Source organism: Shewanella sp. SNU WT4 (assembly GCF_006494715.1).
GTDB lineage: Bacteria > Pseudomonadota > Gammaproteobacteria > Enterobacterales > Shewanellaceae > Shewanella.
The window spans coordinates 1,394,187-1,418,877 of sequence record NZ_CP041151.1; the positions used below are offsets into that span (position 1 = coordinate 1,394,187).

Consider the following 24,691-nt stretch of genomic DNA (forward strand, 5'->3'; position numbering starts at 1 on the left):
AAATTTGTGGCGCGCTTGTGTAATCTTAAATGACAGCGTTGTCATTGCTTGTTTGGTAACTCTGTGAAGGTCTGCATGAATGGATGAGGTCTCCTTCATGTTTGTTGATTATCGTCACCACTTTGGTTGCGAGTTGCATTTGCAAGGCTTTACAGCCCCATTTGTCTAGTTAGTCTCTCCCCAGAAACTACATGGGCTGGGTTCATCACAGATGATTCCCAGCCATTTTTTTGTCTGGTGTATTACAGATGGCAGGCTTACATAATCACAAGAGAGGATAGTGATGAATCGCTTTGACTTATTGTCGATGCCACTTAGGTCTGTGCCAGCATTAGCAACAAGGGCAAGATTAGCGCTAACCGCAAGCGCTACGCTTGGAATGAGTGTAATGCTCATCTTTAGTGCCAATGCGCAGGCGTTAACTAATGCTGAGACTAAAATTTCAGGGATGCAGGGCTCTGCGACTAACACCATAGTGACGCAGGGCGAAGACAGTCAGCCGAGTGAATCTCAGGCTAAGCTTGCGGCATTTGCCCAGCAACTTAAGCTTGAATATCAACTTATTAATAATACCCAAGGTCGCGACTGCCTCACTGCCGATAATAATGCGCCGTCCGCTCAAACCTCAGAAACTGCCCCTAAGCTGAGTTGTTTTAACGCTCAGCTAGTCATGACATCAACAGTCGATTATAGCGCTGATGTTTCGATATTCTTTAGCCACATTCGCCCAATTTCACGCGTACTAACCCCACTATTCACCATTAAACGCATTCAAGGCGATTTACATCAGTTGCAGGCAACCCCGCAATTTCAAGGCTTTAAAGCAGGTGACACAGTCACCATTCCTTTTGTGGCCGAGTTATGGCAATTAGCCGAAAGCGATGCCATGCCCAATTACTATCTGGTGCAAGCAGGGTTAGCCCCAGAGGTCATCCACAGCACTCAGTTGCAACTTGAAGCCGAGACGGGCATGGAAATCCGCCCCTTTGTCAATGCCTATGATAACGCTCAATTACAATTTAAAAGTAGCGCCACGGATGAAGTGACTTGGGTTACGCCGCAATCAATCTTTGCTGAAAATCAAGACACGCCGCGAAATGAGGCTGGCGTCAGCAGCCAAATTATTCCAACGCCAACAGCAGTGCAGTTGATTAAGGCGCCGCCACTCTCACTTGCCTCGGGACTAAAGATTCAGGGCTATGCTAATAGCAACAAAATAGCCATGGAAAGCGCATTAACCTATCTAGCCTCGTTAGGCATGACTCAATCATCAAGTGGTGTAAGCCTTGCTTTAAGCTTAGATCCAAGCCTTGGCATTGAGGCTTATCGATTAGCTATTAATGATGCGGGCATTGCCATTGTTGGTGGCAGTGATACCGGAGTGTTTTACGGCTTAATGTCGCTAGTCAGTGTGTATGACATCAATACTCAAAGTGTGGCGCAGCTGACAGTGGTTGATGCGCCGCGCTATTCATTTCGCGGCTTTCATCTTGATGTTGCCCGAAACTTTCATGGCGTAGCCCAAATTGAAAAGCTGCTTGAACAAATGGCAGCCTTTAAGCTTAACAAGCTGCATTTGCATATGGCCGATGATGAAGGGTGGCGCTTGGCTATTGCGGGTTTACCAGAGCTCACTGATGTTGGTGCTAAGCGTTGTCATGATTTAACGGAAAAAACCTGTTTATTACCCCAACTGGGCAGTGGGCCAAATGCAGATTCGAGTGTGAATGGTTACTACAGCCGAGAGCAGTACATACATTTAGTTAAGTTTGCGGCGGCGCGCCATATTCAAATTATTCCCTCTATGGATATGCCAGGGCACTCGCGTGCGGCGATTAAAGCTATGGATGCTAGAAGTGCGCGCTTAGCGCCTGCGATAGCCAATCAATATCAGCTTAGCGATCCGCAAGATAAAACTCAATACTCATCGATTCAGCACTATAACGACAACACCATCAATGTGTGCTTAGAGTCGAGTTTTGCATTTATTGACAAGGTAATAAATGAAATCGCCTTGATGCATCAAGAGGCTGGCGCTGCGCTCACGCGTTATCACATAGGCGCCGATGAAACCGCTGGCGCTTGGCTTAAATCACCTGCGTGCGCCGCCTTTATTGCCAATAATCCTTATGGCGTTACTGATATGAATCAACTCGGTGGTTATTTTATCGAGCGGATTAGCCAAATGCTGGCGCAAAAAGGCATTGAAGTCGCCGGTTGGAGCGATGGCATGAGCCATACCCGCATAGAAAATATGCCAACCATAGTGCAATCCAATGTGTGGGATAGTCTGCATGCTGGTGGCCATAAGCGTGCACATCAGCAAGCTAATTTGGGTTGGGATGTCGTGCTTTCCGTTCCCGATGTGTTGTATTTCGATATGCCGCACGCCGCCGATCCCAAAGAGCATGGTTATTACTGGGCGACGCGAGCAAGCTCTAGCCGTAAAGTCTTTGAATTCATGCCTGGCAATTTAGCTGCCAATGCCGAGCAGTAGCTCAATTTTGAAGGGCGGCCTTATGTGGCCGATGACAGCATCATTCGTACAGATACAGGCTTAGATGCGGGTTTAGATACAAGCACTCACTCCAATACTCATGCGGCTCCCGTTGCTATTGGGCAAGCGCCATTAGCACAAGGGCGTGAGGTGCTTGGTATTCAAGGGCAGCTATGGAGTGAAACTGTTCGTTCTAATCAACTGGTTGATTATCTCACTTTTCCACGCCTCTTGATGCTGGCAGAAAGAGCTTGGCATAGCCCAGAATGGGAAGTGCCTTATCTGCCGCAGGGGGCCATTTATAGCGAAAACAGTGAGTATTTCACGCCCTTGATGCAAGCGCAGCAATTAGCGCAGTGGCAGCGACTGGCCAATACCTTAGGGCAAAAAGCATTAGTGAAATTAGACAAGGCCAAGGTTGAGTATCGCGTGCCTTTGGCTGGGGCGAAAATTCAAGATGGTTTAATGCATATGAATACTAGCTTCCCAGGACTTGCGCTTGAATATCGAGAAATGAATGGTCAGTGGCAGCGCTGGAGTCATGGCGTTAAGGTTACCTTGCCTGTCGCTGTGCGCGCCCGTTCCGCCGATGATAAGCGGGCAGGGAGAATGTTAATTTTGAGGGACTCATCATGAATGCATGTGGGGCGTAGGTGAAAAATTACCCAGAAATCGATTGTAATTCATACGATCAAGGAGGGGGTAACGTGATGCTTCTCTAAATTTAGGTGGTAATCACGTATAGGTTCAGAGGTCGAATAATATAAAATGACAGCGCTGTCATTTTTGAGCTAACATCATATCAACCACAATAAATCCTGATGTTGCAGGATGATTCTATGGACGGATATCACATGAGAGATGCGATGAATTCAAATGCGCACACGCAGCAGCCATTATTTTTAGGAATCGATGGCGGTGGTACAAAATGCCGAGCCTTGCTCTATTGTCAGCAGCGAGGTGCGTTAGGAGTTGGTGTCGCAGGTCGCGCCAATCCTCTGCATGGGTTACAGCAAACGTTTGATTCAATCACTGAGTCTGCCTTATTAGCCCTAGCTGATGCGGGCTTAGATGCAAGCCTAATATCAAGCCTGATAGTGGGCGCTGGTCTTGCTGGTGTAAACGTTCCGCGCTTATTTGCCGATGTTGCTGCCTGGGATCATCCTTTCCAACGTTTTTATCTCACCACAGACTTACATACTGCCTGTCTTGGCGCTCATGGCGGCGATAACGGCGCTGTGATTATTACTGGCACAGGTTCTTGCGGCTATGCAAACACTGGCTCGCAGCAAGTGTTACTCGGTGGTCATGGTTTTGCTTTAGGCGATAAAGGCAGTGGCGCTTGGTTAGGTTTAAAGGCCGCTGAGCATGTATTACTCGAACTGGATGGTTTTGCCCCCCCAACCGCGTTAACCCCAAAGCTTCTTAACTATTTCGGTTGTAAAGATGCCATGGGCATAGTGGCGCAGTTAGCCGGTCATTCATCATGCTGTTATGCCAAATTGGCGCATTTGGTATTAGCAACCGCTCGCGAAGGCGATGAAGTGGCTTTAGCCATAGTAAATGATGGCGCGGATTACATTAGTCAATTAGCGCAGAAATTACTGAGCATCAGTCCAAGCCGTTTCTCTATGATAGGCGGGTTAGCCGAGCCTTTACGACCGTTTTTAGCGCCTCAGGTTAGTGATGCCATCAAACCTATATTAGCTGCACCCGAAATGGGCGCAGTATTGTATGCCCAGCAATCAGAACAGCAAGTTTCAATTTAAGGATAAATATATGACTCAAACCATCATGGAGCGCGAAGCGCGTCAAGCCCCGCACCTGATCCGTGAACAATTACTGGCTAATAAAGAATTAGCGGTAGAAATCGGGCAGAAATTACGTGAGTTCAAACCAAAGTTCGTGATGATAGTGGGCCGTGGCTCATCAGATCATGCTGGTGTGTTTGCTAAGTATTTATTAGAAGTAGAGTTAGGCGTGCCTACCTTTGCTGCTGCACCATCGGTTGCTAGCGTCTATGGTAAAACCTTGCACCTCGAAGGCGGCTTAGTGATTGTGATTTCTCAATCCGGTCGTAGCCCAGATATTTTGGCGCAGGCGCGCATGGCAAAAGAAGCCGGTGCTTATTGTATTGCCATTGTTAATGATGAAACTTCACCGATTAAAGATATTGTTGATCAGGTATGGCCGGTGCGCGCTGGTGAAGAAAAAGCAGTTGCTGCCACTAAGAGCTACTTAGCTACTTTGTCATCATTACTGCAGTTGGCCGCTAACTGGTCACAGAATGAAGAATTACTGGCGTCTTTAGAGACCTTGCCTGATGCCCTGCAAGGCGCAGTTGATGCTGAGCCACAACTAAAAGCTGAAGCATTAGAAGGCGTTAAAAACCTGGTGATCTTAGGCCGCGGTTTTGGTTATGCAGTATCTAAAGAAATTGCGTTAAAAATGAAAGAAGTGGGCGGCGTGCATGCTGAAGCTTTCTCAAGTGCTGAGTTTTTGCATGGCCCAGTGACCTTAGTAGAGCAAAAGCTTACTGTTATTGATGCTTGTGTTGCTGATGAGTCTTATGCCAGTCACATAGAACAAGTTGAAAACGTGGCAAGTCGCGGCGCTAATATGATCCACTTAAATCAAACTGCCCATGGCTTAGCGCCGCGCGTTGCGCCATTAGCCTTGTTGCAGCGTTTTTATATCGATATGGCCGCTGTGGCTATTGCTCGGGGAATCGATCCTGATAACCCAAAGGGTCTTAAGAAAGTTACCCAAACCTTATAATCAGCAGTCATTTAACGAGGCATAACTCAATGAGAACTTACTTTCGTGCGCAGCAATTGTTTGATGGTCAGCAGTGGCTATCTGATGTGGAATTTTGTGTCGAGCAAGGGCGTATTGTGTCCTTAAGTACGAACTCAACGAGTCCTGATGCACAAGTGCTCACAGGGCGAGTTGTGCCTGGTTTTATTGATATTCAAGTCAATGGTGGCGGCGGGGTGCTATTTAATAGCAGCCCAAGTGTTGCTGGTATTCAGGCCATAGCCAAAGCTCATGCACGTTTTGGTACCACGGCTATGCTGCCAACCTTGATTACTGATGATATTGAAGTCATGCAGGCCGCAAGTTCTGCTATGGCTCAAGCGATTAAGGCTCAAGTTCCAGGTATTTTAGGGGTGCATTTTGAAGGCCCACATTTATCTGTGCCGAAAAAGGGCGTACATCCTGCAGGCCATATTCGCCGCATTGCCAATGCTGAATTGGCGGAATTTGCTCGGCAAGATCTCGGAATTAAATTAGTCACGTTAGCGCCTGAAAATGTGGCAGAAGATGTCATTAGTCAGTTAGTGGCCGCGGGCGTTAAAGTTTGCCTTGGTCATTCCAATGCTGATTATGCCACGGCGATGGCGGCGATTAATGCTGGCGCCGATGGCTTTACCCACTTATTTAATGCTATGTCAGCACTTGGCTCAAGAGAGCCTGGCGTGGTTGGCGCAGCTCTTGATAGCGACGCTTGGTGCGGCTTAATTGTCGATGGTCATCATGTTCATGCCGCGAGCGCGCGCATTGCACTTCGCGCCAAAGCGCCTGGCAAAGTATTACTGGTGACTGATGCTATGCCGCCGGTCGGGGACGATGACAACCTGACTTTTGAACTCTTTGGTCAACAAGTCATTCGCAGTGGCGATCGCTTAAATGCAGTGACCGGCGAGCTTGCCGGCTGCGTACTTGATATGGCTTCAGCAGTGCGTAATAGCGTATCTATGTTAGGTCTGTCTTTAGATGAAGCGTTAAGAATGGCGTCTTTATATCCTGCCCAGTATTTAGGGGTTAGCGATGATTATGGCCAGTTAACCGTTGGCGCAAGAGCTGACTTTGTGGTGTTAGATGACGATTTACAGGTTAGCCACACCTATATTGGTGGGGATGCTCATTACTAGTTGCTTGATTAGTTGCTTGCAGAATAGCAACGCTCGCTAAAATAATTTAAATTTGGCCATCATAATAATAACTATCAGGATGAACCATGAGCCAAGGACAAACGCAGGATGCGTTACCGCCTATCACGCCGGCAGATAAGCCGCGCACCAGACTTAAATCATTAGATGCCTTGCGCGGCTTTGATATGTTTTGGATTTTAGGTGGCGAGGCCATATTTGCGGCCTTATTTGTTCTGACTTCTTGGCGAGGTTTTGAGTGGCTTGATGGCCAAATGCACCACAGCCAGTGGCATGGCTTTAGCTTTTATGATTTGATTTTCCCCTTATTTATATTCTTATCGGGCGTTGCCTTAGGCTTATCAGCCAAACGCCTTGACGCTTTACCCTTAGCATCTAGATATCCCTATTATCGCCACGCCTTGACGCGTTTATCCTTATTGATTGTCCTCGGAATTATTTATAACCATGGCTGGGGCAGTGGCATGCCGGCGTCTCCTGAGCAAGTGCGTTATGCCAGTGTGTTAGCCAGAATCGCTTTTGCTTGGTTTTTCACGGCCATGATAGTTTGGCACACCTCAATCCGCAGCCAATATTGGCTCGCGGCCATAGCATTAATTGCTTATACCTTTTTGCAATTAAGCTTTGGCGCTAATGCTTTTACGGCGGAAGGCTCGATTAATGCTTGGGTTGATACTCATTGGCTGCCAGGCATCACTTATCAGAATCTGCCTTACGACCCCGAAGGTTTACTTTCAACCTTGCCCGCCATCATCAATGCTTTAGTGGGTGTCTTTGTTGGACGCTTTGTTAAGCAGCAAGCATCCCCTAAGCGATTACTCTTGACCTTATTGTTTGCTGGTAGCGCTCTCATTATTATTGGCATTCTGTTATCGCCATGGATTCCTATTAATAAATCCTTATGGACCATGACTTTTTCGCTAGTCACCATAGGCTCTAGCATATTGCTGTTGGCTCTGTTTTATGGGTTAGTCGATGTTCTTAATTGGCAAAGGTTTGGCTGGTTTTTTGCTGTAATAGGCACCAATGCGATAGTGATTTACTTGGCATCGAGCTTAGTGCAATGGCGTTATGTAGCTGACAGCCTATTCGGTGGGTTTATTCAAGCGGCTCCAGAGTTATGGCAGCCGCTATTAATGGCGATTTCGCTACTTACGGTGCAGTGGTTACTGCTGCGCTGGCTATATAATCGCCAGCTATTTATTAAAGTGTGACACAGCTTACTATCATAGGTTTCTTAAGGATGACAGCGCTGTCTTTTTATGGTGTTATGCTTAAATAAACATAGTTAAAAATGATTAATTGTATAAAAAATAGAGTTAGCCGCTAGGCGGGAAGCTTAAGGTTTAATAATGATAACAAGGACAAGAGGTAGGATATGAGTATGAGTGCAATTAGTGAGGCAAAAGGGGCGCCGCAAAGCAGCCTATTACCTATGACCATTATTGGCATATTGTTTTTTATTTTTGGTTTTGTAACTTGGTTAAATGGCTCGTTAATCCCCTTTCTAAAAATCATTTGTGAGTTAAATGAATTTCAAGCGTTATTCGTGACTTTTGCTTTTTATATTGCCTATACAGTCATGGCTTTACCTATGTCATATATCTTAAAGAAGACAGGCTATAAAGATGGTATGGCAATTGGTCTTGGCATTATGGCCGTCGGTTCATTACTGTTTATTCCAGCGGCGCAATCAGCCAACTATCTCTTATTCCTAGTGGCTTTGTTTGTGCTAGGCACTGGCTTAACTATTTTACAAACAGCATCTAACCCGTATGTAGTGCATATTGGTCCGCGTGAAAGTGCGGCGATGCGTATTAGTATCATGGGATTAATTAATAAGGGTGCTGGCGTAATGGTGCCACTCTTATTTACTGCCTTGGTATTATCAGGTCTTGATAATTTTAGCTCTGAACACTTAGCGGCTTTAAATGAAGTTGAAAGAGCTGCACAAATTTCTGAATTATCAGCACGCTTAGTGATGCCTTACATTTATATGGCAGTGGCTTTAGTGTTTTTGATTGGTTTAGTTAAGTTCTCATCATTACCAGAGCTTGAGTTTGATGAGCCAGGGGCAGAGCATAAAAATGCCACCGGTATCATGCAGTTCCCACAAGTAGTATTAGGTGCTGTTGCCTTATTTTGTTACGTCGGTATTGAAGTTATTGCTGGTGATACCATAGGTTTGTATGGCGCCGGATTAGGCGTTCAAAACTTTGCTTCATTAACTTCTTACACTATGGTTTTCATGGTGATAGGTTACTTGATTGGTGTGACTTGTATTCCAAAAATCATTAGCCAAGAAGCTGCATTAATCGGCTCATCAGTCGCGGGTGTGTTGTGTATCTTTGGCGCTACTATGGCATCAACTGAGTCAACCGCGATTGCTCAAGTGTTATGGGGCTGGTCTGGTATTCCTGTGATCCCTGACTCAGTGACGTTTGTGGCTATGATGGGTCTGGCACACGCCTTGGTATGGCCGTCAGTATGGCCGTTAGCTTTACAAGGTTTAGGTAAGTTTACTGCTCAAGGTTCTGCCTTATTAATCATGGGTATTTCCGGTGGTGCTATTTTACCCCTAGCCTTTGGTCAAGTTGCCTTGTTTGCTGATACTCAAATGGCTTACTGGGTTGGCTTACCTTGCTACCTATTTATCTTATTCTATGCCCTGAAAGGTCATAAGATGCGTAGCTGGAAATAGTGAGTGCGTTCTCTTTAAAGGTGAGTTAGTCGAGAGTTGATTGACGCCTGATATACGCAAACAGTAACGGTCCTTTATAGGGCCGTTTTCTTTGGGTGATTATTTATCTTAGCTGCTTATAACTCTCGCGTTAAAAGGCTTTATTGGAGTTCTAGTGACCTATGGAAGCTAGAAAGGAGTCGTTGTGATTGGAGCGTGACAGTGTATAGAGTGTAGTGGGGGTGGGGGTATGTCTTGCGGGCATAATCAGAGGGGCTTACCTTATCCATAGGCTTAAGGGGTATCATCTCAATGCAACTACCAATTCGATTTAACCACCAATGAATGTAAGAAGGTTTTATTTTGCTACAGATACAACAAAGCCACTCATTGAGTGGCTTTGTTGTTTATATGGTGCCGGCACCAAGAGTCGAACTCGGGACCTACTGATTACAAGTCAGTTGCTCTACCAACTGAGCTATGCCGGCTAATTTTGGTGCCCGAACCCGGAATCGAACCAGGGACACGAGGATTTTCAATCCTCTGCTCTACCGACTGAGCTATTCGGGCAACTAACATCAGAGTTAGTCTGCTATCAAGCGGCTGTCGCTGCTTGATGTGGCTATAGTAGTGTCACAGTTCTAAACTGGCAAGTCGTTTTTTTGTAAAAGCAAACTGTTTGCTCAGCTTTTAATCTTTGTGGTGGTATTTTGAGTTATTTGCTTAAAAATCAACTCGCCGGCTAGTGCTTTTTCGTATTTGCCACACTGTATGCATGCCTAAGGTGGTTAATATGATGGCGCCGCCGGCCATATCATTGGCTGATGGTACATCGCCCACAAATAAATACACATATAAAGGACCTAATAGCACCTCTGCTAGCAAAATGAAGCTAGTTTGCGCCGCGGGTATATACGCAGGTGACTTAGAGATGCACAGATAAGCCCCTGGCACCACTAAACCGCCTAGCAGCAATAAGTAAATAAACTGGCTCTGGCTAACACTTAACGGGCTAGCGCCTTGATAAAGCGAATAGAGCGCAACCAAGATGCCAGAAGCAATTAAAAAGCTGGCAGCATGTTGGCCTTTGGTTTTACGCATAATGACTAGATAGATAGCCGTCGACATAGCAGTAAAGACAGCGTAGAGGTTACCTATCCATTCGCCGTCCCCTGGGGCGAAGGCAAAAATGATCCAAATTCCGGAAATCGCTATGGCAATGGCAATTTGGGTTGGACGTTCAATTCTTTCTTTTAATACGATAAGCGCTAACAATGAGGTAAATAATGGTGCGGTATTAACTATCACTAAAGTGCTGGCAACTTGGGTATGATTGAGCGATTCCACAAAACATATGGTGGAGGCCGCAAATAACACACCTGCCAGTAGCACTAACTTAGTCGGCGGAGTAAAATCTTGAACTAATTCATGGCGATTAAAAATTAATTGAATGAAGAATAAGGAGCTCGCTTGCAATGCTCCGCGCCAAAAAAGTAGATCCCAAGGTGAACCGCCGATCAACTTAACTAATAGGCTATCGAAGCTTAGGATCATGATCCCAGCAAACGCTAGCCATAAGCCTTTATGTTGATCTGTCATGGTTTTTCTCTGCTGATTAAGACTACAAAAGTATAGAACATCCACTTATCAAATAATTTTTCATGGAGATTCTTTCATATAGGCGCAAGCTTGGGTAAGCTGTAGGCATTCTAAAGCACCACCTATTTTCATTGCTGGTGCAATTCCAACCTATTTATATCCAAATGAGCACTGTCTTGTTTGGATTACTGTTGTTTAATGGAGACACAGAACTGTTATGAATAATAAAGTTCCAATGACCGTCGTTGGCGCAGAGAACTTGCGCAAAGAACTGGATTTTTTGAAGTTCGATAGACGCCCTAAAATTACCGAAGCCATTGCTACGGCTCGTGAGCTTGGCGACTTAAAAGAAAATGCTGAATATCATGCCGCTCGTGAAGAGCAAGGTATCTGCGAAGCCCGTATTCGTGACATTGAAGGTAAATTGTCAAACTCGCAAATTATTGATGTAACCAAAATGCCAAATACTGGCAAGGTGATTTTTGGTACCACTGTGACGATTTTAAATCTGAACACTGAAGATGAAGTGACCTACAGAATTGTCGGTGATGATGAGGCGAACTTTAAACTCAATTTGATTTCAGTGAATTCACCGATTGCCAGGGGGTTGATTGGTAAGAGTGTGGATGATGAAGTGACGATTGTGACGCCAGGTGGTGTCTCTGATTTTGAGATAGTGTCAGTTCAATATATTTAATAGATACAAAAAAGCCGCTAAATCTAGCGGCTTTTTTGTTGAAATTTACTTGGCTCGTGGCAAAGCAATCTTCATTTCTTCTGACTGACGGAACAATACCAGTATGTGGCCAATGACTTGGACTTTTTCAGACTGAGTTTCACGAACAATAGCATCTACAATGGCGGCTTTCATGTCGCGATCACTGGTGGCGACCTTCACTTTAATCAGTTCATGATGACCGAGCGCACTATCGATTTCAGCCAGTACACCTTCGGTTAAACCGTTGGATCCCAGCAACACCACAGGCTTTAAGTTGTGAGCCAATGCTTTGAGGTGTTGTTTCTGTTTGGTTGTTAAGTTCATTTCTACCAACTTTATGCTGAGTTACTGTTGAAAAACCGCTATTCTACCCTTATATAGGCTCAGTGTAATACTCATTTTCACGGAAATTCGATGTCAGGTAAAAAACGTTCAGCCAGCTCAAACCGCTGGATGCTAGAGCATTTTGATGATCATTATGTCAAATTAGCTCAAAAACAAGGTTTGCGATCGCGAGCAGCATTCAAGTTAGAAGAGTTGCAACAAAAGGATAAGTTGATTAAACCCGGCATGACAGTCGTTGATTTAGGGGCAGCTCCTGGGGGCTGGTCACAAATCGCGGTTAAATTGCTTGAGGGCAAAGGTAAGGTCATAGCTTGTGACATTTTACCTATGGACCCTATAGTCGGAGTCGACTTTTTACAAGGGGATTTCCGTGAAGATAAAGTATTGGAAGCCCTGTTAACACGTGTTGGTGAAGCGAAAGTGGATCTAGTGTTATCGGATATGGCGCCTAATATGAGTGGAACCGGGGGGGTTGATCAGCCCCGCGCTATGTATTTGGTGGAACTGGCGCTTGATATGTGTCACCAAGTATTAGCACCCAATGGTAGTTTTGCCGTTAAGGTCTTTCAGGGGGAGGGCTTTGACGATTATATGAAAGCGGTGAAGGATGCCTTTAAGGTAGTCAAGACCCGTAAACCGGACTCATCACGCCCGCGTTCGCGTGAAGTCTATCTTGTGGCGACAGGTTACAAGTTGTAGTAATCTAGCGTTAATCATCGCAAGACTTTAAGAGGTCGAGTAATTTGAGTGACATGGCAAAAAATCTAATACTCTGGGTGGTCATCGCCGTCGTACTGATGTCGGTGTTCCAGGGATACTCCCCCTCTTCTTCCTCAGCGCAGAAGATGGATTATTCAACCTTTTTGGATGCAAACCAAAAAGGCAATGTAGCGTCAGTTGTTATTGCTAGCGACCAACGCACTATAGATGGAGTAAAGCGCAGCGGTGAGAAATTCACCACTATCATGCCTATGTATGATCAAGATCTTATCAATGATCTGATGAGCAAAGGCGTGCTCGTAGCGGGTAAGGAAGCCGAACAGACTGGTTTCTTGACTCAAATCTTTATTTCTTGGTTCCCCATGCTGCTATTAATTGGCGTATGGATATTCTTTATGCGTCAAATGCAAGGCGGCGGTGGTAAAGGCGCAATGTCATTTGGTAAGAGTAAAGCCAAGTTGATGGGCGAAGATCAAATCAAAACTACGTTTGGTGACGTGGCAGGTTGTGACGAAGCCAAAGAAGAAGTGAAGGAGTTAGTGGATTACTTACGTGACCCAACTAAATTCCAACGTCTTGGTGGTCGTATACCTACAGGTGTCTTGCTTGTTGGCCCACCAGGTACAGGTAAAACATTATTAGCTAAAGCCATTGCAGGTGAAGCTAAAGTGCCATTTTTTACCATTTCAGGTTCTGATTTCGTTGAAATGTTTGTGGGTGTGGGTGCCTCGCGCGTACGTGATATGTTTGAGCAAGCCAAAAAATCTGCCCCATGTATTATTTTTATCGACGAAATTGATGCGGTCGGCCGTCAACGTGGCGCTGGATTAGGTGGTGGGCACGATGAACGTGAGCAAACACTGAACCAAATGCTAGTTGAGATGGATGGCTTTGAAGGTAATGAAGGTATTATCGTGATTGCGGCGACTAACCGTCCCGACGTTCTCGATGCCGCATTACTGCGTCCAGGTCGTTTCGATCGTCAAGTAGTGGTAGGTTTACCTGATGTTCGTGGTCGTGAGCAGATCCTGAAAGTGCATATGCGCAAAGTGCCGATTGGTGATGATGTACAAGCGAGCGTGATAGCTCGTGGTACGCCAGGTTTCTCTGGCGCCGATTTAGCTAACTTAGTCAACGAAGCGGCTCTGTTTGCTGCCCGCGGTAATCGCCGTGTGGTGGGAATGGAAGAGTTTGAGCGTGCTAAAGATAAAATCATGATGGGTGCTGAGCGCCGCTCTATGGTGATGTCGGAAGCTGACAAAGAAATGACGGCTTATCACGAAGCCGGCCACGCCATTGTTGGTTTTTTAATGCCCGAGCACGACCCGGTTCATAAAGTAACCATTATTCCTCGTGGCCGCGCGTTAGGTGTAACTTTCTTCTTGCCAGAGGCTGATGCTGTTAGCCAAAGCCGCCGTAAACTTGAGTGTCAAATCTCAGTAGCTTATGGTGGACGTTTAGCTGAAGAGATGATTTATGGCCGCGAGCAAGTATCGACGGGTGCATCGCAAGACATTAAGTATGCCACTTCGATAGCACGTAACATGGTGACTCAGTGGGGCTTCTCTGACAAACTTGGACCATTATTGTATGCCGAAGAAGAAGGTGAAGTCTTCTTAGGTCGCTCTATGGGTAAGTCCAAACACATGTCTGATGAAACCGCGACTATCATAGACTCAGAAATTAAGGCGATTATCGATCGCAATTATCAGCGTACTCAGCAAATCCTGACTGATAATTTAGACATCTTACATTCTATGAAAGATGCCTTAATGAAGTATGAGACTCTTGATTCGCCGCAGATTGATGACTTGATGGCTCGTCGTGAAGTGCGTGCTCCTGCTGATTGGGCTGAAGATAATTCTTCGCGCGATGACAACGGGACGCCTAAGGCTCGCCCAGCAGATGCTGCCAATCAAGACAACGTTGAACCTAAAGTGACTGAGGCTGAACCTAAGCCTGAAACGCCACTAAAGGACAGCGGTGAGGCAGAGATTAAATAACTTTTTGAGTTATAAAAGAAAACCCCGAAAGGGGTTTTCTTGTTTTCGGAGGATGGATGCAAAAGCTATATTCACAAGGGTCAAGATTAGATGTGTCAATGCCGGTTATTATGGGCATTGTTAATACCACTCCAGATTCTTTTTCTGATGGCGGAGATTTTTTTAGCACTAAGCATGCCTGTGATCATGCCGATAAACTGATTAACGCTGGCGCGGGCATTATTGATATTGGTGGTGAATCGACCCGCCCAGGTGCGGCCTTAGTCACAGAAGAACAAGAATTAGCGCGCGTCATTCCCGTCATTGAATATGTTAGTCGCCATCATGATGTGTGGATCTCCATTGATACCAGCAAACCTGCTGTGATGGCAGCTGCGATTGCTGCTGGCGCCCATATGATTAATGATGTGCGAGCATTAACTGAGCCAGGTGCATTAGCCATGGCCGCGCAGTTACAAGTGCCGGTATGTTTAATGCATATGCAAGGGCAACCGCAAAACATGCAAGCTAATCCCGAGTATGAAAATATTATTCATGATATTCTCACTTTTTTTAAGGCGAGAATTGCGGCATGTATCGCTGCAGGTATCTCGTTCGATAACTTAGTCTTAGACCCAGGGTTTGGTTTTGGTAAGACGCTAACCCATAACTATCAAATACTGGCGCAATTAGCGCAGTTTGCAGTGTTAGATCGTCCCTTGTTAATCGGGTTGTCGCGTAAGAGTATGATAGGGCAGTTACTGAATCGTGATGTTGAAGAGCGACTAATTGGTAGTGTTAGCGCCGCCTTAATTGCTTGCCAACATGGCGCCAATATTATTCGTGTGCATGACGTGGCTGAAACCATGGACATGCTAAAAGTTTGGCAAATGACCCAAACCCAAATGATAAAACAGAATTAAAAAACGAAAATTATGACGACAATAGTTCGTTATTGATTTTCAAACAGCGTTGAGACCTCGTTACATTTATACATGGATTACAGCAATGAGAAAATTTTTTGGAACTGATGGCATTCGCGGCCGAGTAGGCGCGGGAACAATGACGCCTGAATTAGCATTAAAATTAGGCTGGGCAGCTGGGCGCGTATTATCGCGCAGTGGCACTCGTAAAGTGATTATTGGTAAAGATACGCGTATTTCTGGTTATTTATTTGAATCAGCGTTAGAAGCCGGGCTGTCAGCCGCCGGCTTAAATGTCATGTTGCTTGGGCCAATGCCAACGCCAGCGGTTGCTTATTTAACTCGCACCTTCCGTGCCGAAGCTGGTGTTGTGATCAGTGCGTCACATAATCCTTATTACGATAACGGAATTAAGTTCTTCTCAACGACAGGTTGTAAGTTAGACGATAGCGTTGAACTGCTAATTGAAGCTGAACTTGAAAAACCTATGACCTGTGTTGAATCGCATTTACTGGGTAAAGTGTCGCGGGTAGAAGATGCCGCTGGCCGCTACATTGAATATTGTAAAGGTAATTTCCCCGCCGAATTTACTTTAGAAGGCATGAAAATCGTGGTTGACTGCGCCCATGGCGCGACTTATCACATTGCTCCAAGCGTTTTCCGTGAACTGGGTGCTGAAGTCATTACCATAGGCACTAGCCCAAATGGTGTGAATATTAACCTTGATTGCGGCGCCACCTCAATGGCCGCTATTCAGGCTAAAGTGCTCGAAACAGGCAGTGATTTAGGTATTGCTTTAGATGGCGATGGCGATCGTATCATGATGGTTAATCGTCATGGCGAAGTGATTGATGGTGACCAAATTCTATACATTTTGGCGATAGATGCTCATTTGCGTGATAGCTTGAAAGGCGGCGTAGTCGGCACCTTAATGTCTAACTTAGGTTTTGAGTTAGCCTTAAAGGCTGAAGGCATTCCATTTGAGCGCTCTAAAGTGGGCGATCGCTATGTCATGGAGTTACTTAAAGAAAAGGGCTGGCGCTTAGGCGGAGAGAACTCTGGCCACATATTGAGCTTAGATAATGGAACCACGGGCGATGGTATTATCGCTGGGGTACTTGTGTTGGCGGCTATGTGTCGTCAACAACAGACGTTGGAGCAATTGACGGCCAAGCTTACTATGTTCCCACAGGTGTTAATCAATGTGCGTTTTGAAGGCAAATCAGATCCATTAGCGTCTACCTTAGTAAAACAAACAGTTATTGAGGTTGAGCAGGCGCTCGGTCAACGTGGCCGCGTACTCTTACGTAAATCTGGCACTGAGCCATTAATCCGTGTGATGGTTGAAGGCGAAGACAGAGCTGAAGTGGAACGTTTTGCGAGTCAAATCGCTGCAAGGGTAACTGAAGTTTCCAAAGGCTAAATGCATGGGCAGATAATCTGCCCATAAAACCCCATTTTCGGACAAAAAGCGAGCACTCGCACTAACTTAGCGAATTTTTGTGGGTTTGGGTATTGTAACTTACTTAGCTGTTAGTTATTATCTCTCCCGCTTTCAGAGGAGACAGAGATGGCACTCAGACGCCCCATGGTTGCAGGCAACTGGAAAATGAATGGTAGTGCGGAATTGGCACAAGATTTATTCAGTAAGTTTGCTCGCAAAATAAAGGACGATTCAGCTGAGGTAGTCCTATGTCCCCCAGCCATTTACCTGGAAAGTGTAAAGCGGTTGATGGAACAAAATAAAGAGGCCTTAAGCGGCAGCTTAGTCAGAATGGGAGCTCAGAACTTGAGTCAGCATCAATTTGGTGCTTATACAGGTGAAGTTTCCGGGCAGATGCTTGCAGATGCCGGATGCCGATATGTTATTATCGGTCATTCTGAACGTCGTAGAATGTACGGCGAAACCAGTGATATAGTTGCAGATAAGTTTGCAGCAGCACAGCGACATGGTTTGACCCCGATACTTTGTGTTGGTGAGTCAGGTCCAGCCCGCGAAGCAAGACGGACATTTGAAGTCATTGCTGAAGAGTTGGATGTGGTCATTGAAAAAAATGGCACTATGGCGTTTGATAATGCGATTATCGCCTACGAGCCACTTTGGGCAGTAGGAACTGGTAAAAGTGCGACACCAGAGCAGGCCCAGGAAGTACATGCGTTTATTCGTAAGCGACTTTCTGAAGTGTCTCCCTATATTGGGGAAAATATTCGAATCCTCTACGGTGGTAGTGTGACTCCAGCCAATGCGGCAGATATTTTCGCACAGCCTGATGTTGATGGTGGACTGATTGGTGGTGCCAGTTTAAACTCGGCTGAGTTTTTAACCCTGTGTTCCATAGCGATGAGCGCATAAAATATGTTTAATGTATTAATGGTTGTTTACTTGTTGGTTTCACTTGCCTTAATCGGCTTGATTTTAATCCAGCAAGGTAAAGGGGCTGACATGGGCGCATCATTTGGTGCCGGTGCTTCAGGAACCTTATTTGGTTCAAATGGCTCAGGTAACTTCCTGACTCGAACCACTGCAATATTAGCAATTAGCTTCTTTGCATTAAGCTTAATCATCGGCAATTTGAGTGCAAACTCAGCGAAAGTTGATGATAGCTGGAAAAGTATTTCAACTGCGCCTGTTCAAGTTGAACAGCCAGTAACTCAATCACAGGATAAGATTCCTGATTGATAGCAAGTTCGCCGAGGTGGTGGAATTGGTAGACGCGCAGCCTTGAGGTGGCTGTGACCTAACGGTCGTGCGGGTTCAAGTCCCGCTCTCGGCACCAAATTTGAGTAAATATCGCGTTTTATTTACTCAGATATTGCAAGTAAACGGAATCAACCGTATACTTGCTGCAGTTTTCGGACGCGGGGTGGAGCAGCATGGTAGCTCGTCGGGCTCATAACCCGAAGGTCGTCGGTTCAAATCCGGCCCCCGCAACCAAACTCCCAGTGACGTTTCATTAATTTGGACGTAACTGTTTATAGGTTCTTATGTCAATGACCTCGTGATTACGGGGTTTTTTGTTATTTGTGACTTTTAAATTGGCCGGAATACGGCGTAATACTGGGGCTTATTAGCCCTTTTTTTGTTTTTTGGGGGTTACCTTGGCAACACTAGAATCCAAACTAACCGAGATGTTACTGCCAGCAGTGGCGGCTCTGGGTTTTCAGCTGTGGGGCATCGAATACCTGCAAGCGGGTAAACATTCCACATTACGGGTGTACATCGACAGCGATAACGGCATAAATGTTGAAGATTGCGCAGCTGCCAGTCGCCAGATCAGTGCCATCATGGATGTCGAGGACCCAATTACACATGAATATACCTTGGAAGTTTCCTCTCCAGGTGTCGATCGACCTCTGTTCAATGCCGAGCAATATGGTGTTTATCTTGGGGAAGATGCGAAAGTTCAATTGACTATGCCGGTTGACGGCAGTCGAAATCTGAAAGGTGTTATCACTAAAGTTGATGGTCAAATGTTGACCTTAACTGTTGATGGTAATGATAAATTGGTTGCTATCGATAATATTCGCAAAGGCAACTTAATCGCTAAGTTTTGATAGTTTCAAGGTGAACGAGGCAAGATCATGAATAAAGAAATTTTGCTGGTCGCTGAAGCAGTGTCCAATGAGAAAGCAGTTCCGCGTGAGAAAATTTTTGAAGCGTTAGAAATTGCCTTAGCGACTGCGACCAAAAAGAAGTATGAAGGCGATATCGAAGTTCGTGTTGCTATTGACCGCAAAACCGGTGCGTATGAAACTTTCCGTCGCTGGCAGGTTGTTGACGATCAAGGTCAAGCATTAGAAAACCCATTCCGTGAAATCACTCTTGAAGCCGCTCGATACGAAGAGCCAGGCATCGAAATTGGTGCTTTCATTGAAGATGAAATCGAATCAGTTGTATTTGATCGCATCACTACCCAAACCGCTAAGCAAGTTATCGTACAAAAAGTACGTGAAGCTGAGCGCGCTCAAGTCGTTGAACAGTTTGCTGATAAAGAAGGCGAGCTGATCACTGGTGTAGTAAAGAAGAGCAATCGTGACAGCGTAGTGGTTGATTTGGGCAGTAACGCTGATGGCGTATTGTACAAAGAAGATTTAATCAGCCGTGAAAGTTTCCGCCCAGGCGATCGCGTACGTGCATTATTGTACTCAGTACGTCCTGAAGCTCGCGGCGCTCAGTTATTCTTAACTCGTACTAAGCCGGAGATGTTGATTGAACTGTTCCGTGTTGAAGTACCTGAAATTGCTGACGAGATGATCGAAATCATGGGCGCAGCTCGTGATCCAGGTAGTCGCGCTAAGATTGCTGTGAAGTCAAATGATCGTCGTATCGACCCTATCGGTGCTTGTGTTGGTATGCGTGGCGCACGTGTACAAGCCGTATCGAATGAATTAGGTGGCGAGCGTGTGGATATCATCATGTGGGATGATAATCCTGCTCAGTATGTGATTAACGCTATGGCTCCTGCTGATGTGGCATCCATCATTGTTGATGAAGATAACCACTCAATGGATATCGCCGTTGAAGCTGACTCATTAGCACAAGCCATTGGTCGTAGCGGCCAAAACGTACGTTTAGCCGCCCAGTTAACTGGCTGGGAATTAAACGTGATGACTGTGGCTGATATGAATGCCAAGCATCAGGCTGAAAGTGCTAAAGTTGTTAATCTGTTCGTTAACTCGTTAGAGATTGATACTGATTTCGCACAGGTGCTTGCTGATGAAGGTTTCACTTCATTAGAAGAAATTGCTTACGTGCCGGTAACTGAATTATTGGCCGTTGATGGTTTGGATGAAGACATTGTTGAAGCCTTGCGTGAGCGAGCGAAAGCAGCGATTTCTACCAGAGCATTAGCTTCTGAAGAAGCATTGGATGGGGCAGAACCAAGTGATGATTTACTTGCGTTGGCCGGAATGGATCGTCACCTCGCGTTTGTTTTTGCAAGCCGTGGGATCGTGACGTTAGAAGATTTAGCCGAACAAGGCATTGATGATTTGATCGAGATTGAAGAATTGACAGAAGAAAAAGCGGGAGAGCTGATCATGGCTGCCCGTAACATCTGTTGGTTTGGCGAAGAAGCCTAGTCGATCAACAGGGGGATAAACTGATGTCAGGAACAACAGTCGAGAAACTCGCAACTGAAGTTGGAAAAAGCGTCGATCGTTTGATTGAACAATTTTCAGCCGCAGGTGTGAAAAAAGTTAATGGTGATACTGTCTCTGAGCAAGAAAAGCAGCAGTTACTGGATTACCTTAAAAAACAACACGGTGGCGACGCCGTGCCTACTAAGATGACATTACAGCGTAAAACTGTACAAACTTTGAGTGTTGCTGGTAACGGTGGGCAGTCAAAAGATGTTAAAGTAGAAGTACGTAAGACACGGACATTCGTTAAGCGTGATGAGGCAGCGATAGCAGCAGAAGCACAAGCTCGTGCAGAAGCTGAGGTTAAGGCAAAAGTAGAAGCAGAGGCTAAGGCTAAAGCAGACGCAGATGCCAAGGCAAAAGTAGAGGCAGAAGCTAAGACTAAAGCTGCCGCTGATAAAGCCGCTGCAGAAGCTAAGGCTAAAGCTGAGAAAACTTCTCAAGCTCAAGCCCCATCAACTACTAAAGTTGGTGCAGAAACAACAGAAGCGAGAACAGCCCGTTTGGAACAAGAAAAAATTAAATCGGCCCAAGAAGCACTGGCCAAAAGCAAAGCTGACGAAAAAGCCGCAAAAGCCGCTGAAGAAGCTCGTCGCTTAGCCGAAGAAAATGCAAAACGTTGGGATGATGAAGAACGTTTACGTTTAGAAGCAGAGAAAAACGGCGATCACCATATTACTACTTCTGTCGTTGCTCGTGCAGCTGAAGATACAGTTGATATGGACGAAGAAAAGCGCGGACGTCGTAGTCGCAACAAACCGGCAGCTAAAAAGCGTGGCGGTAAAGATGCGCGTGACGGTCGTGAGCGTCATATGAAGAACCGCAGTAGTGCGCCTAAATCTATGGCTCATGGTTTCAACAAGCCAGTGGTTGCGGTTAACCGCGAAGTCCGCCTTGGCGAAACTGTGTCTGTGGCTGAATTAGCCCAGAAGATGGCTATCAAAGCGACTGAAATCATCAAGCAAATGATGAAGATGGGCACTATGGTTACCATCAACCAAGTGCTTGATCAAGAAACTGCCCAAATGGTCGCTGAAGAGTTAGGCCACAAAGTAATCTTGTTACGCGAAAACGAACTTGAGCATCAGGTTCTGGCTGACCGTGACGGTGATGTTGCTCTTGAGCCGCGCGCTCCAGTAGTGACCATCATGGGTCACGTTGACCACGGTAAGACGTCATTACTTGACTATATCCGTCGTGCAAAAGTAGCTGCTGGCGAAGCCGGTGGTATTACTCAGCATATCGGTGCATACCATGTTGAAACCGACAATGGCATGATCACCTTCTTAGATACTCCTGGTCACGCCGCGTTTACCGCTATGCGTGCTCGTGGTGCTAAAGCGACCGATATCGTTATTCTGGTTGTTGCTGCCGATGATGGCGTAATGCCGCAAACCATCGAAGCGATTCAACACGCTAAAGCTGGTAACGTGCCGTTAATCGTGGCCGTTAACAAGATGGATAAGCCAGAAGCTGATCCGGATCGCGTTAAGACTGAATTGTCACAGCACAATGTAATGTCAGAAGATTGGGGTGGAGAAAACATGTTCGTTCACGTATCTGCTAAAGCGGGTACTGGTGTTGACGAACTGTTAGAAGCCATCTTACTGCAAGCTGAAGTACTGGAACTGAAAGCAGTTCGCGAAGGTATGGCAGCAGGCGTAGTTGTTGAATCTAAATTGGATAAAGGTCGTGGCCCAGTTGCTACTGTCTTGGTTCAAGAAGGTACTTTACGTCAAGGCGATATCGTTCTGTGTGGCTTAGAATACGGTAAAATCCGTGCCATGAAAGATGAGAACGGTAACCCAATCACTGAAGCCGGCCCATCTATCCCAGTTGAGATCTTAGGTCTGTCTGGTGTGCCAAAAGCTGGTGATGAAGCGACTGTTGTTCGTGACGAGCGTAAAGCCCGTGAAGTAGCCCTGTATCGTCAAGGTAAGTTCCGCGACGTTAAGCTGGCTCGTCAGCAGAAATCTAAGCTTGAAAACATGTTTGCTAACATGGTTGAAGGCGAAGTTCAGGAACTGAATATCGTGCTTAAGGCTGATGTTCAAGGCTCTCTGGAAGCTATCTGTGACTCACTGACTAAGCTGTCGACTGATGAAGTTAAAGTTAACATCATCGCTCGTGGTGTTGGTGCTCTGTCTGAAACTGATGCAACCTTAGCTGCAGCATCAAACGCCATCATGATGGGCTTTAACGTTCGTGCCGATGCACAAGCGCGTAAGACCATTGAATCAGAAAGCGTTGATTTACGTTACTACAGCGTAATTTACGACCTGATTGATGAAGTTCGTGCGGCAATGACTGGTATGTTAGCGCCAGAATTCAAGCAACAGATCATTGGTCTGGCTGAAGTTCGTGACGTATTTAAGTCTCCTAAACTTGGCGCTATCGCCGGTTGTATGGTGACTGAAGGTATCGTTAAGCGTAGCGCTCCTATTCGTGTACTGCGTGATAACGTGGTTATCTACGAAGGTGAACTGGAATCTCTGCGTCGCTTTAAAGATGACATGGCTGAAGTTCGTAACGGCATGGAATGTGGTATCGGCGTTAAGAACTATAATGACGTTCGTGCTGGTGACCAGATCGAAGTATTCGAAACCATTGAAGTGGCACGCACACTTTAATCTAATTTGAATTGATAAAGGGCGGGTGCGGTCTATTTGGTACTTGTGTATCAATCAGATGCGGCATACCGCCCTTTGGTGATTATTATGGCAAAAGAATTTAGTCGTACCCGTCGTATCGGTCAGCAATTGCAACAAGAGCTGGCTCAGGTACTGCAGCGGGACATGAAAGATCCGCGTGTTGGCATGATCACTGTGAATGACGTTGAAGTATCGCGTGATTTGAGTTATGCCAAAGTCTATGTGACTTTCTTTGAAGAAGATGATGCTGTCATTGCTGATAAACTGTCAGCTTTAGATGTTGCAGCGCCTTATATTCGTACCTTAGTGGCTGGCCGCATGAAATTGCGCGTAATGCCACAACTGCGCTTTATTTATGATAGCTCGCTGGTTGAAGGCATGCGTATGTCTAACCTAGTGAGTAAAATCATCCGTGATGATGAGCAGAAGCAGAAAGAGCACGGTACTCGCGAAGACGATTCTAAGGAGTCCTAATGGCGCGTCGTCCTAAAGGTCGGTTTATTGATGGCATAGTGCTGCTTGATAAGCCAACTGGCATGAGCTCTAATCATGCCTTGCAGCGTGTAAAGCGTATGTATGGCGCGGCTAAAGCGGGTCACACCGGCGCATTAGATCCATTAGCCACCGGCATGCTGCCGGTTTGCTTGGGCGAGGCAACTAAGTTTTCATCGCATCTGCTTGATGCCGATAAACGTTACTTAGTCACAGCTAAGCTTGGAGTCCGCACCGATACCAGCGATTCTGATGGTGAGGTGGTGCAAGAGCGTCCGCTTAACTTTACTGACGAGCAATTACAGCAAGCATTAGAGTATTTTCGTGGCGAGACCATGCAAGTACCGTCAATGTTTTCGGCGCTTAAATATCAAGGGCAACCTTTATATAAGTATGCTCGCGAAGGTAAAGAAGTTCCGCGCGAAGCCCGTCCAATCACAGTCTATGAGCTTAATTTTGTGAGCTTAGAAGGCGATGAGTTAACCTTAGATATTCATTGTTCTAAGGGCACTTATATTCGCACTATTACTGATGATTTAGGTGAAATGCTAGGCTGTGGCGCGCATGTGATTATGCTGCGTCGCACTAAAGTTGCCGACTATCCTTATGAAAAGATGGTGACGTTAGAGCAGTTGCAAGCCTTAGTAGATAATGCGGCTGAACAAGAGTTGGAAGCAGCAAGCTTATTAGATCCTTTGCTGTTGCCAATGGATACCGCGGTAGCCAATTTTCCTGTAGTACATGTACCTGCTGAGTCTGTTGAATTCTTAATGAATGGCAACCCAGTATCAGTGCCTAATGTACCAGCAGATACGTTAGTGCGGATTACCTTAGGGGAACCTGCGCGTTTTGTCGGTATTGGCCAATTGAATCCTGCCGGATTATTAGCGCCTAAGCGTCTAGTGGTCTTCCAAAGCGCTGATTAAGCTATTGCGCCTTGGCTATATTCTGGCTAAAATACCGCTCCCCTTGGCTGAGTTAGTGATCGG

Annotated in this window: 20 protein-coding genes, 4 tRNA genes and 1 pseudogene; 21 read left to right on the plus strand and 4 right to left on the minus strand. The window is 45.8% G+C overall.

Features of this window, described 5'->3' with window-relative positions:
* Positions 1–448: 448 nt before the first annotated feature.
* From FJQ87_RS06380 to FJQ87_RS06405, 7 genes and pseudogenes are all read left to right on the plus strand, one after another.
* A pseudogene (locus FJQ87_RS06380) lies at positions 449–2,746 on the plus strand (family 20 glycosylhydrolase); the annotation flags it as partial.
* Positions 2,747–2,830: 84 nt separating this feature from the next.
* Positions 2,831–3,133: a chitobiase/beta-hexosaminidase C-terminal domain-containing protein gene (locus FJQ87_RS19020; protein ID WP_346763955.1), complete on the plus strand. Its 303-nt coding sequence runs from the start codon at positions 2,831–2,833 to the stop codon at positions 3,131–3,133.
* A 230-nt stretch (positions 3,134–3,363) separates the two neighbouring features.
* Positions 3,364–4,266, plus strand: coding sequence for a BadF/BadG/BcrA/BcrD ATPase family protein (locus tag FJQ87_RS06385; RefSeq protein WP_140931644.1), 903 nt, complete (start codon positions 3,364–3,366; stop codon positions 4,264–4,266).
* A gap of 10 nt (positions 4,267–4,276) precedes the next feature.
* Positions 4,277–5,275 (plus strand): SIS domain-containing protein, encoded by a 999-nt coding sequence (locus FJQ87_RS06390; protein ID WP_140931646.1) that lies wholly within the window; start codon positions 4,277–4,279, stop codon positions 5,273–5,275.
* A gap of 29 nt (positions 5,276–5,304) precedes the next feature.
* Positions 5,305–6,432 (plus strand): N-acetylglucosamine-6-phosphate deacetylase, encoded by a 1,128-nt coding sequence (nagA, locus tag FJQ87_RS06395; RefSeq protein WP_140931648.1) that lies wholly within the window; start codon positions 5,305–5,307, stop codon positions 6,430–6,432.
* An 86-nt stretch (positions 6,433–6,518) separates the two neighbouring features.
* Positions 6,519–7,664 carry a DUF5009 domain-containing protein gene (locus FJQ87_RS06400; RefSeq protein WP_140931650.1) on the plus strand — a complete coding sequence of 382 codons (1,146 nt, stop codon included), beginning with the start codon at positions 6,519–6,521 and terminating at the stop codon, positions 7,662–7,664.
* Positions 7,665–7,834: 170 nt separating this feature from the next.
* Positions 7,835–9,151 (plus strand): sugar MFS transporter, encoded by a 1,317-nt coding sequence (locus tag FJQ87_RS06405; protein ID WP_140931652.1) that lies wholly within the window; start codon positions 7,835–7,837, stop codon positions 9,149–9,151.
* A 391-nt stretch (positions 9,152–9,542) separates the two neighbouring features.
* Here FJQ87_RS06405 and FJQ87_RS06410 read toward each other — a convergent pair.
* The 3 genes from FJQ87_RS06410 to FJQ87_RS06420 form a co-directional block, all read right to left on the minus strand.
* A tRNA-Thr gene (locus tag FJQ87_RS06410) sits at positions 9,543–9,618 on the minus strand.
* Positions 9,619–9,624: 6 nt separating this feature from the next.
* Positions 9,625–9,700: transfer RNA gene (locus FJQ87_RS06415), tRNA-Phe, on the minus strand.
* Positions 9,701–9,853: 153 nt separating this feature from the next.
* Entirely contained in the window at positions 9,854–10,729 is an 876-nt protein-coding gene (locus tag FJQ87_RS06420; RefSeq protein ID WP_140931654.1) for a DMT family transporter, read from the minus strand.
* Positions 10,730–10,946: 217 nt separating this feature from the next.
* On the opposite strand from FJQ87_RS06420, the gene greA reads away from it, so the two are divergent.
* A complete protein-coding gene (gene greA, locus FJQ87_RS06425; protein WP_140931656.1) occupies positions 10,947–11,426 on the plus strand; it encodes a transcription elongation factor GreA in 480 nt (159 codons plus the stop codon).
* Between the two features lie 45 nt (positions 11,427–11,471).
* Here greA and yhbY read toward each other — a convergent pair whose 3' ends face one another.
* The gene (gene yhbY, locus FJQ87_RS06430; protein WP_140931658.1) at positions 11,472–11,771 is read right to left on the minus strand and encodes a ribosome assembly RNA-binding protein YhbY; all 300 of its coding nucleotides are present in this window, start codon (positions 11,769–11,771) and stop codon (positions 11,472–11,474) included.
* Positions 11,772–11,861: 90 nt separating this feature from the next.
* On the opposite strand from yhbY, the gene rlmE reads away from it, so the two are divergent.
* The 13 genes from rlmE (at position 11,862) to truB (ending at position 24,628) form a co-directional block, all read left to right on the plus strand.
* Positions 11,862–12,491, plus strand: coding sequence for a 23S rRNA (uridine(2552)-2'-O)-methyltransferase RlmE (gene rlmE / locus FJQ87_RS06435; protein ID WP_140931660.1), 630 nt, complete (start codon positions 11,862–11,864; stop codon positions 12,489–12,491).
* Between the two features lie 44 nt (positions 12,492–12,535).
* On the plus strand, positions 12,536–14,515 hold the full coding sequence (ftsH, locus tag FJQ87_RS06440; protein WP_276613159.1) for an ATP-dependent zinc metalloprotease FtsH: 1,980 nt from the start codon (positions 12,536–12,538) through the stop codon (positions 14,513–14,515).
* A 56-nt stretch (positions 14,516–14,571) separates the two neighbouring features.
* Entirely contained in the window at positions 14,572–15,417 is an 846-nt protein-coding gene (gene folP, locus FJQ87_RS06445; RefSeq protein ID WP_140931664.1) for a dihydropteroate synthase, read from the plus strand.
* A gap of 85 nt (positions 15,418–15,502) precedes the next feature.
* The gene (gene glmM, locus FJQ87_RS06450) at positions 15,503–16,840 is read left to right on the plus strand and encodes a phosphoglucosamine mutase (RefSeq protein WP_140931666.1); all 1,338 of its coding nucleotides are present in this window, start codon (positions 15,503–15,505) and stop codon (positions 16,838–16,840) included.
* Between the two features lie 147 nt (positions 16,841–16,987).
* On the plus strand, positions 16,988–17,770 hold the full coding sequence (tpiA, locus tag FJQ87_RS06455) for a triose-phosphate isomerase (protein WP_140931668.1): 783 nt from the start codon (positions 16,988–16,990) through the stop codon (positions 17,768–17,770).
* 3 nt (positions 17,771–17,773) lie between these two features.
* Positions 17,774–18,097 carry a preprotein translocase subunit SecG gene (secG, locus tag FJQ87_RS06460; protein ID WP_140931671.1) on the plus strand — a complete coding sequence of 108 codons (324 nt, stop codon included), beginning with the start codon at positions 17,774–17,776 and terminating at the stop codon, positions 18,095–18,097.
* 10 nt (positions 18,098–18,107) lie between these two features.
* Positions 18,108–18,194 (plus strand) — tRNA-Leu (locus FJQ87_RS06465).
* A gap of 81 nt (positions 18,195–18,275) precedes the next feature.
* Positions 18,276–18,352 (plus strand) — tRNA-Met (locus FJQ87_RS06470).
* Between the two features lie 164 nt (positions 18,353–18,516).
* Positions 18,517–18,972 (plus strand): ribosome maturation factor RimP, encoded by a 456-nt coding sequence (gene rimP / locus FJQ87_RS06475; protein ID WP_140931673.1) that lies wholly within the window; start codon positions 18,517–18,519, stop codon positions 18,970–18,972.
* 27 nt (positions 18,973–18,999) lie between these two features.
* Complete coding sequence (nusA, locus tag FJQ87_RS06480; RefSeq protein WP_140931675.1) at positions 19,000–20,499, plus strand: transcription termination factor NusA; 1,500 nt, start codon at positions 19,000–19,002, stop codon at positions 20,497–20,499.
* Positions 20,500–20,522: 23 nt separating this feature from the next.
* Positions 20,523–23,189: a translation initiation factor IF-2 gene (gene infB, locus FJQ87_RS06485; RefSeq protein WP_140931677.1), complete on the plus strand. Its 2,667-nt coding sequence runs from the start codon at positions 20,523–20,525 to the stop codon at positions 23,187–23,189.
* 87 nt (positions 23,190–23,276) lie between these two features.
* Complete coding sequence (gene rbfA, locus FJQ87_RS06490; RefSeq protein ID WP_140931679.1) at positions 23,277–23,684, plus strand: 30S ribosome-binding factor RbfA; 408 nt, start codon at positions 23,277–23,279, stop codon at positions 23,682–23,684.
* The gene (gene truB / locus FJQ87_RS06495; RefSeq protein WP_140931681.1) at positions 23,684–24,628 is read left to right on the plus strand and encodes a tRNA pseudouridine(55) synthase TruB; all 945 of its coding nucleotides are present in this window, start codon (positions 23,684–23,686) and stop codon (positions 24,626–24,628) included. Before rbfA ends, truB begins: the two co-directional genes overlap by 1 nt.
* Positions 24,629–24,691: the final 63 nt, after the last annotated feature.

Coding starts and splice junctions, on each gene's coding strand:
- FJQ87_RS19020 (WP_346763955.1), top strand. CDS start 2,831: ATGCAAGCGCAGCAATTAGCGCAGTGGCAGCGACTGGCCAATACCTTA.
- FJQ87_RS06385 (WP_140931644.1), top strand. CDS start 3,364: ATGAATTCAAATGCGCACACGCAGCAGCCATTATTTTTAGGAATCGAT.
- FJQ87_RS06390 (WP_140931646.1), top strand. CDS start 4,277: ATGACTCAAACCATCATGGAGCGCGAAGCGCGTCAAGCCCCGCACCTG.
- nagA (WP_140931648.1), top strand. CDS start 5,305: ATGAGAACTTACTTTCGTGCGCAGCAATTGTTTGATGGTCAGCAGTGG.
- FJQ87_RS06400 (WP_140931650.1), top strand. CDS start 6,519: ATGAGCCAAGGACAAACGCAGGATGCGTTACCGCCTATCACGCCGGCA.
- FJQ87_RS06405 (WP_140931652.1), top strand. CDS start 7,835: ATGAGTGCAATTAGTGAGGCAAAAGGGGCGCCGCAAAGCAGCCTATTA.
- FJQ87_RS06420 (WP_140931654.1), bottom strand. CDS start 10,729: ATGACAGATCAACATAAAGGCTTATGGCTAGCGTTTGCTGGGATCATG.
- greA (WP_140931656.1), top strand. CDS start 10,947: ATGAATAATAAAGTTCCAATGACCGTCGTTGGCGCAGAGAACTTGCGC.
- yhbY (WP_140931658.1), bottom strand. CDS start 11,771: ATGAACTTAACAACCAAACAGAAACAACACCTCAAAGCATTGGCTCAC.
- rlmE (WP_140931660.1), top strand. CDS start 11,862: ATGTCAGGTAAAAAACGTTCAGCCAGCTCAAACCGCTGGATGCTAGAG.
- folP (WP_140931664.1), top strand. CDS start 14,572: ATGCAAAAGCTATATTCACAAGGGTCAAGATTAGATGTGTCAATGCCG.
- glmM (WP_140931666.1), top strand. CDS start 15,503: ATGAGAAAATTTTTTGGAACTGATGGCATTCGCGGCCGAGTAGGCGCG.
- tpiA (WP_140931668.1), top strand. CDS start 16,988: ATGGCACTCAGACGCCCCATGGTTGCAGGCAACTGGAAAATGAATGGT.
- secG (WP_140931671.1), top strand. CDS start 17,774: ATGTTTAATGTATTAATGGTTGTTTACTTGTTGGTTTCACTTGCCTTA.
- nusA (WP_140931675.1), top strand. CDS start 19,000: ATGAATAAAGAAATTTTGCTGGTCGCTGAAGCAGTGTCCAATGAGAAA.
- infB (WP_140931677.1), top strand. CDS start 20,523: ATGTCAGGAACAACAGTCGAGAAACTCGCAACTGAAGTTGGAAAAAGC.
- rbfA (WP_140931679.1), top strand. CDS start 23,277: ATGGCAAAAGAATTTAGTCGTACCCGTCGTATCGGTCAGCAATTGCAA.
- truB (WP_140931681.1), top strand. CDS start 23,684: ATGGCGCGTCGTCCTAAAGGTCGGTTTATTGATGGCATAGTGCTGCTT.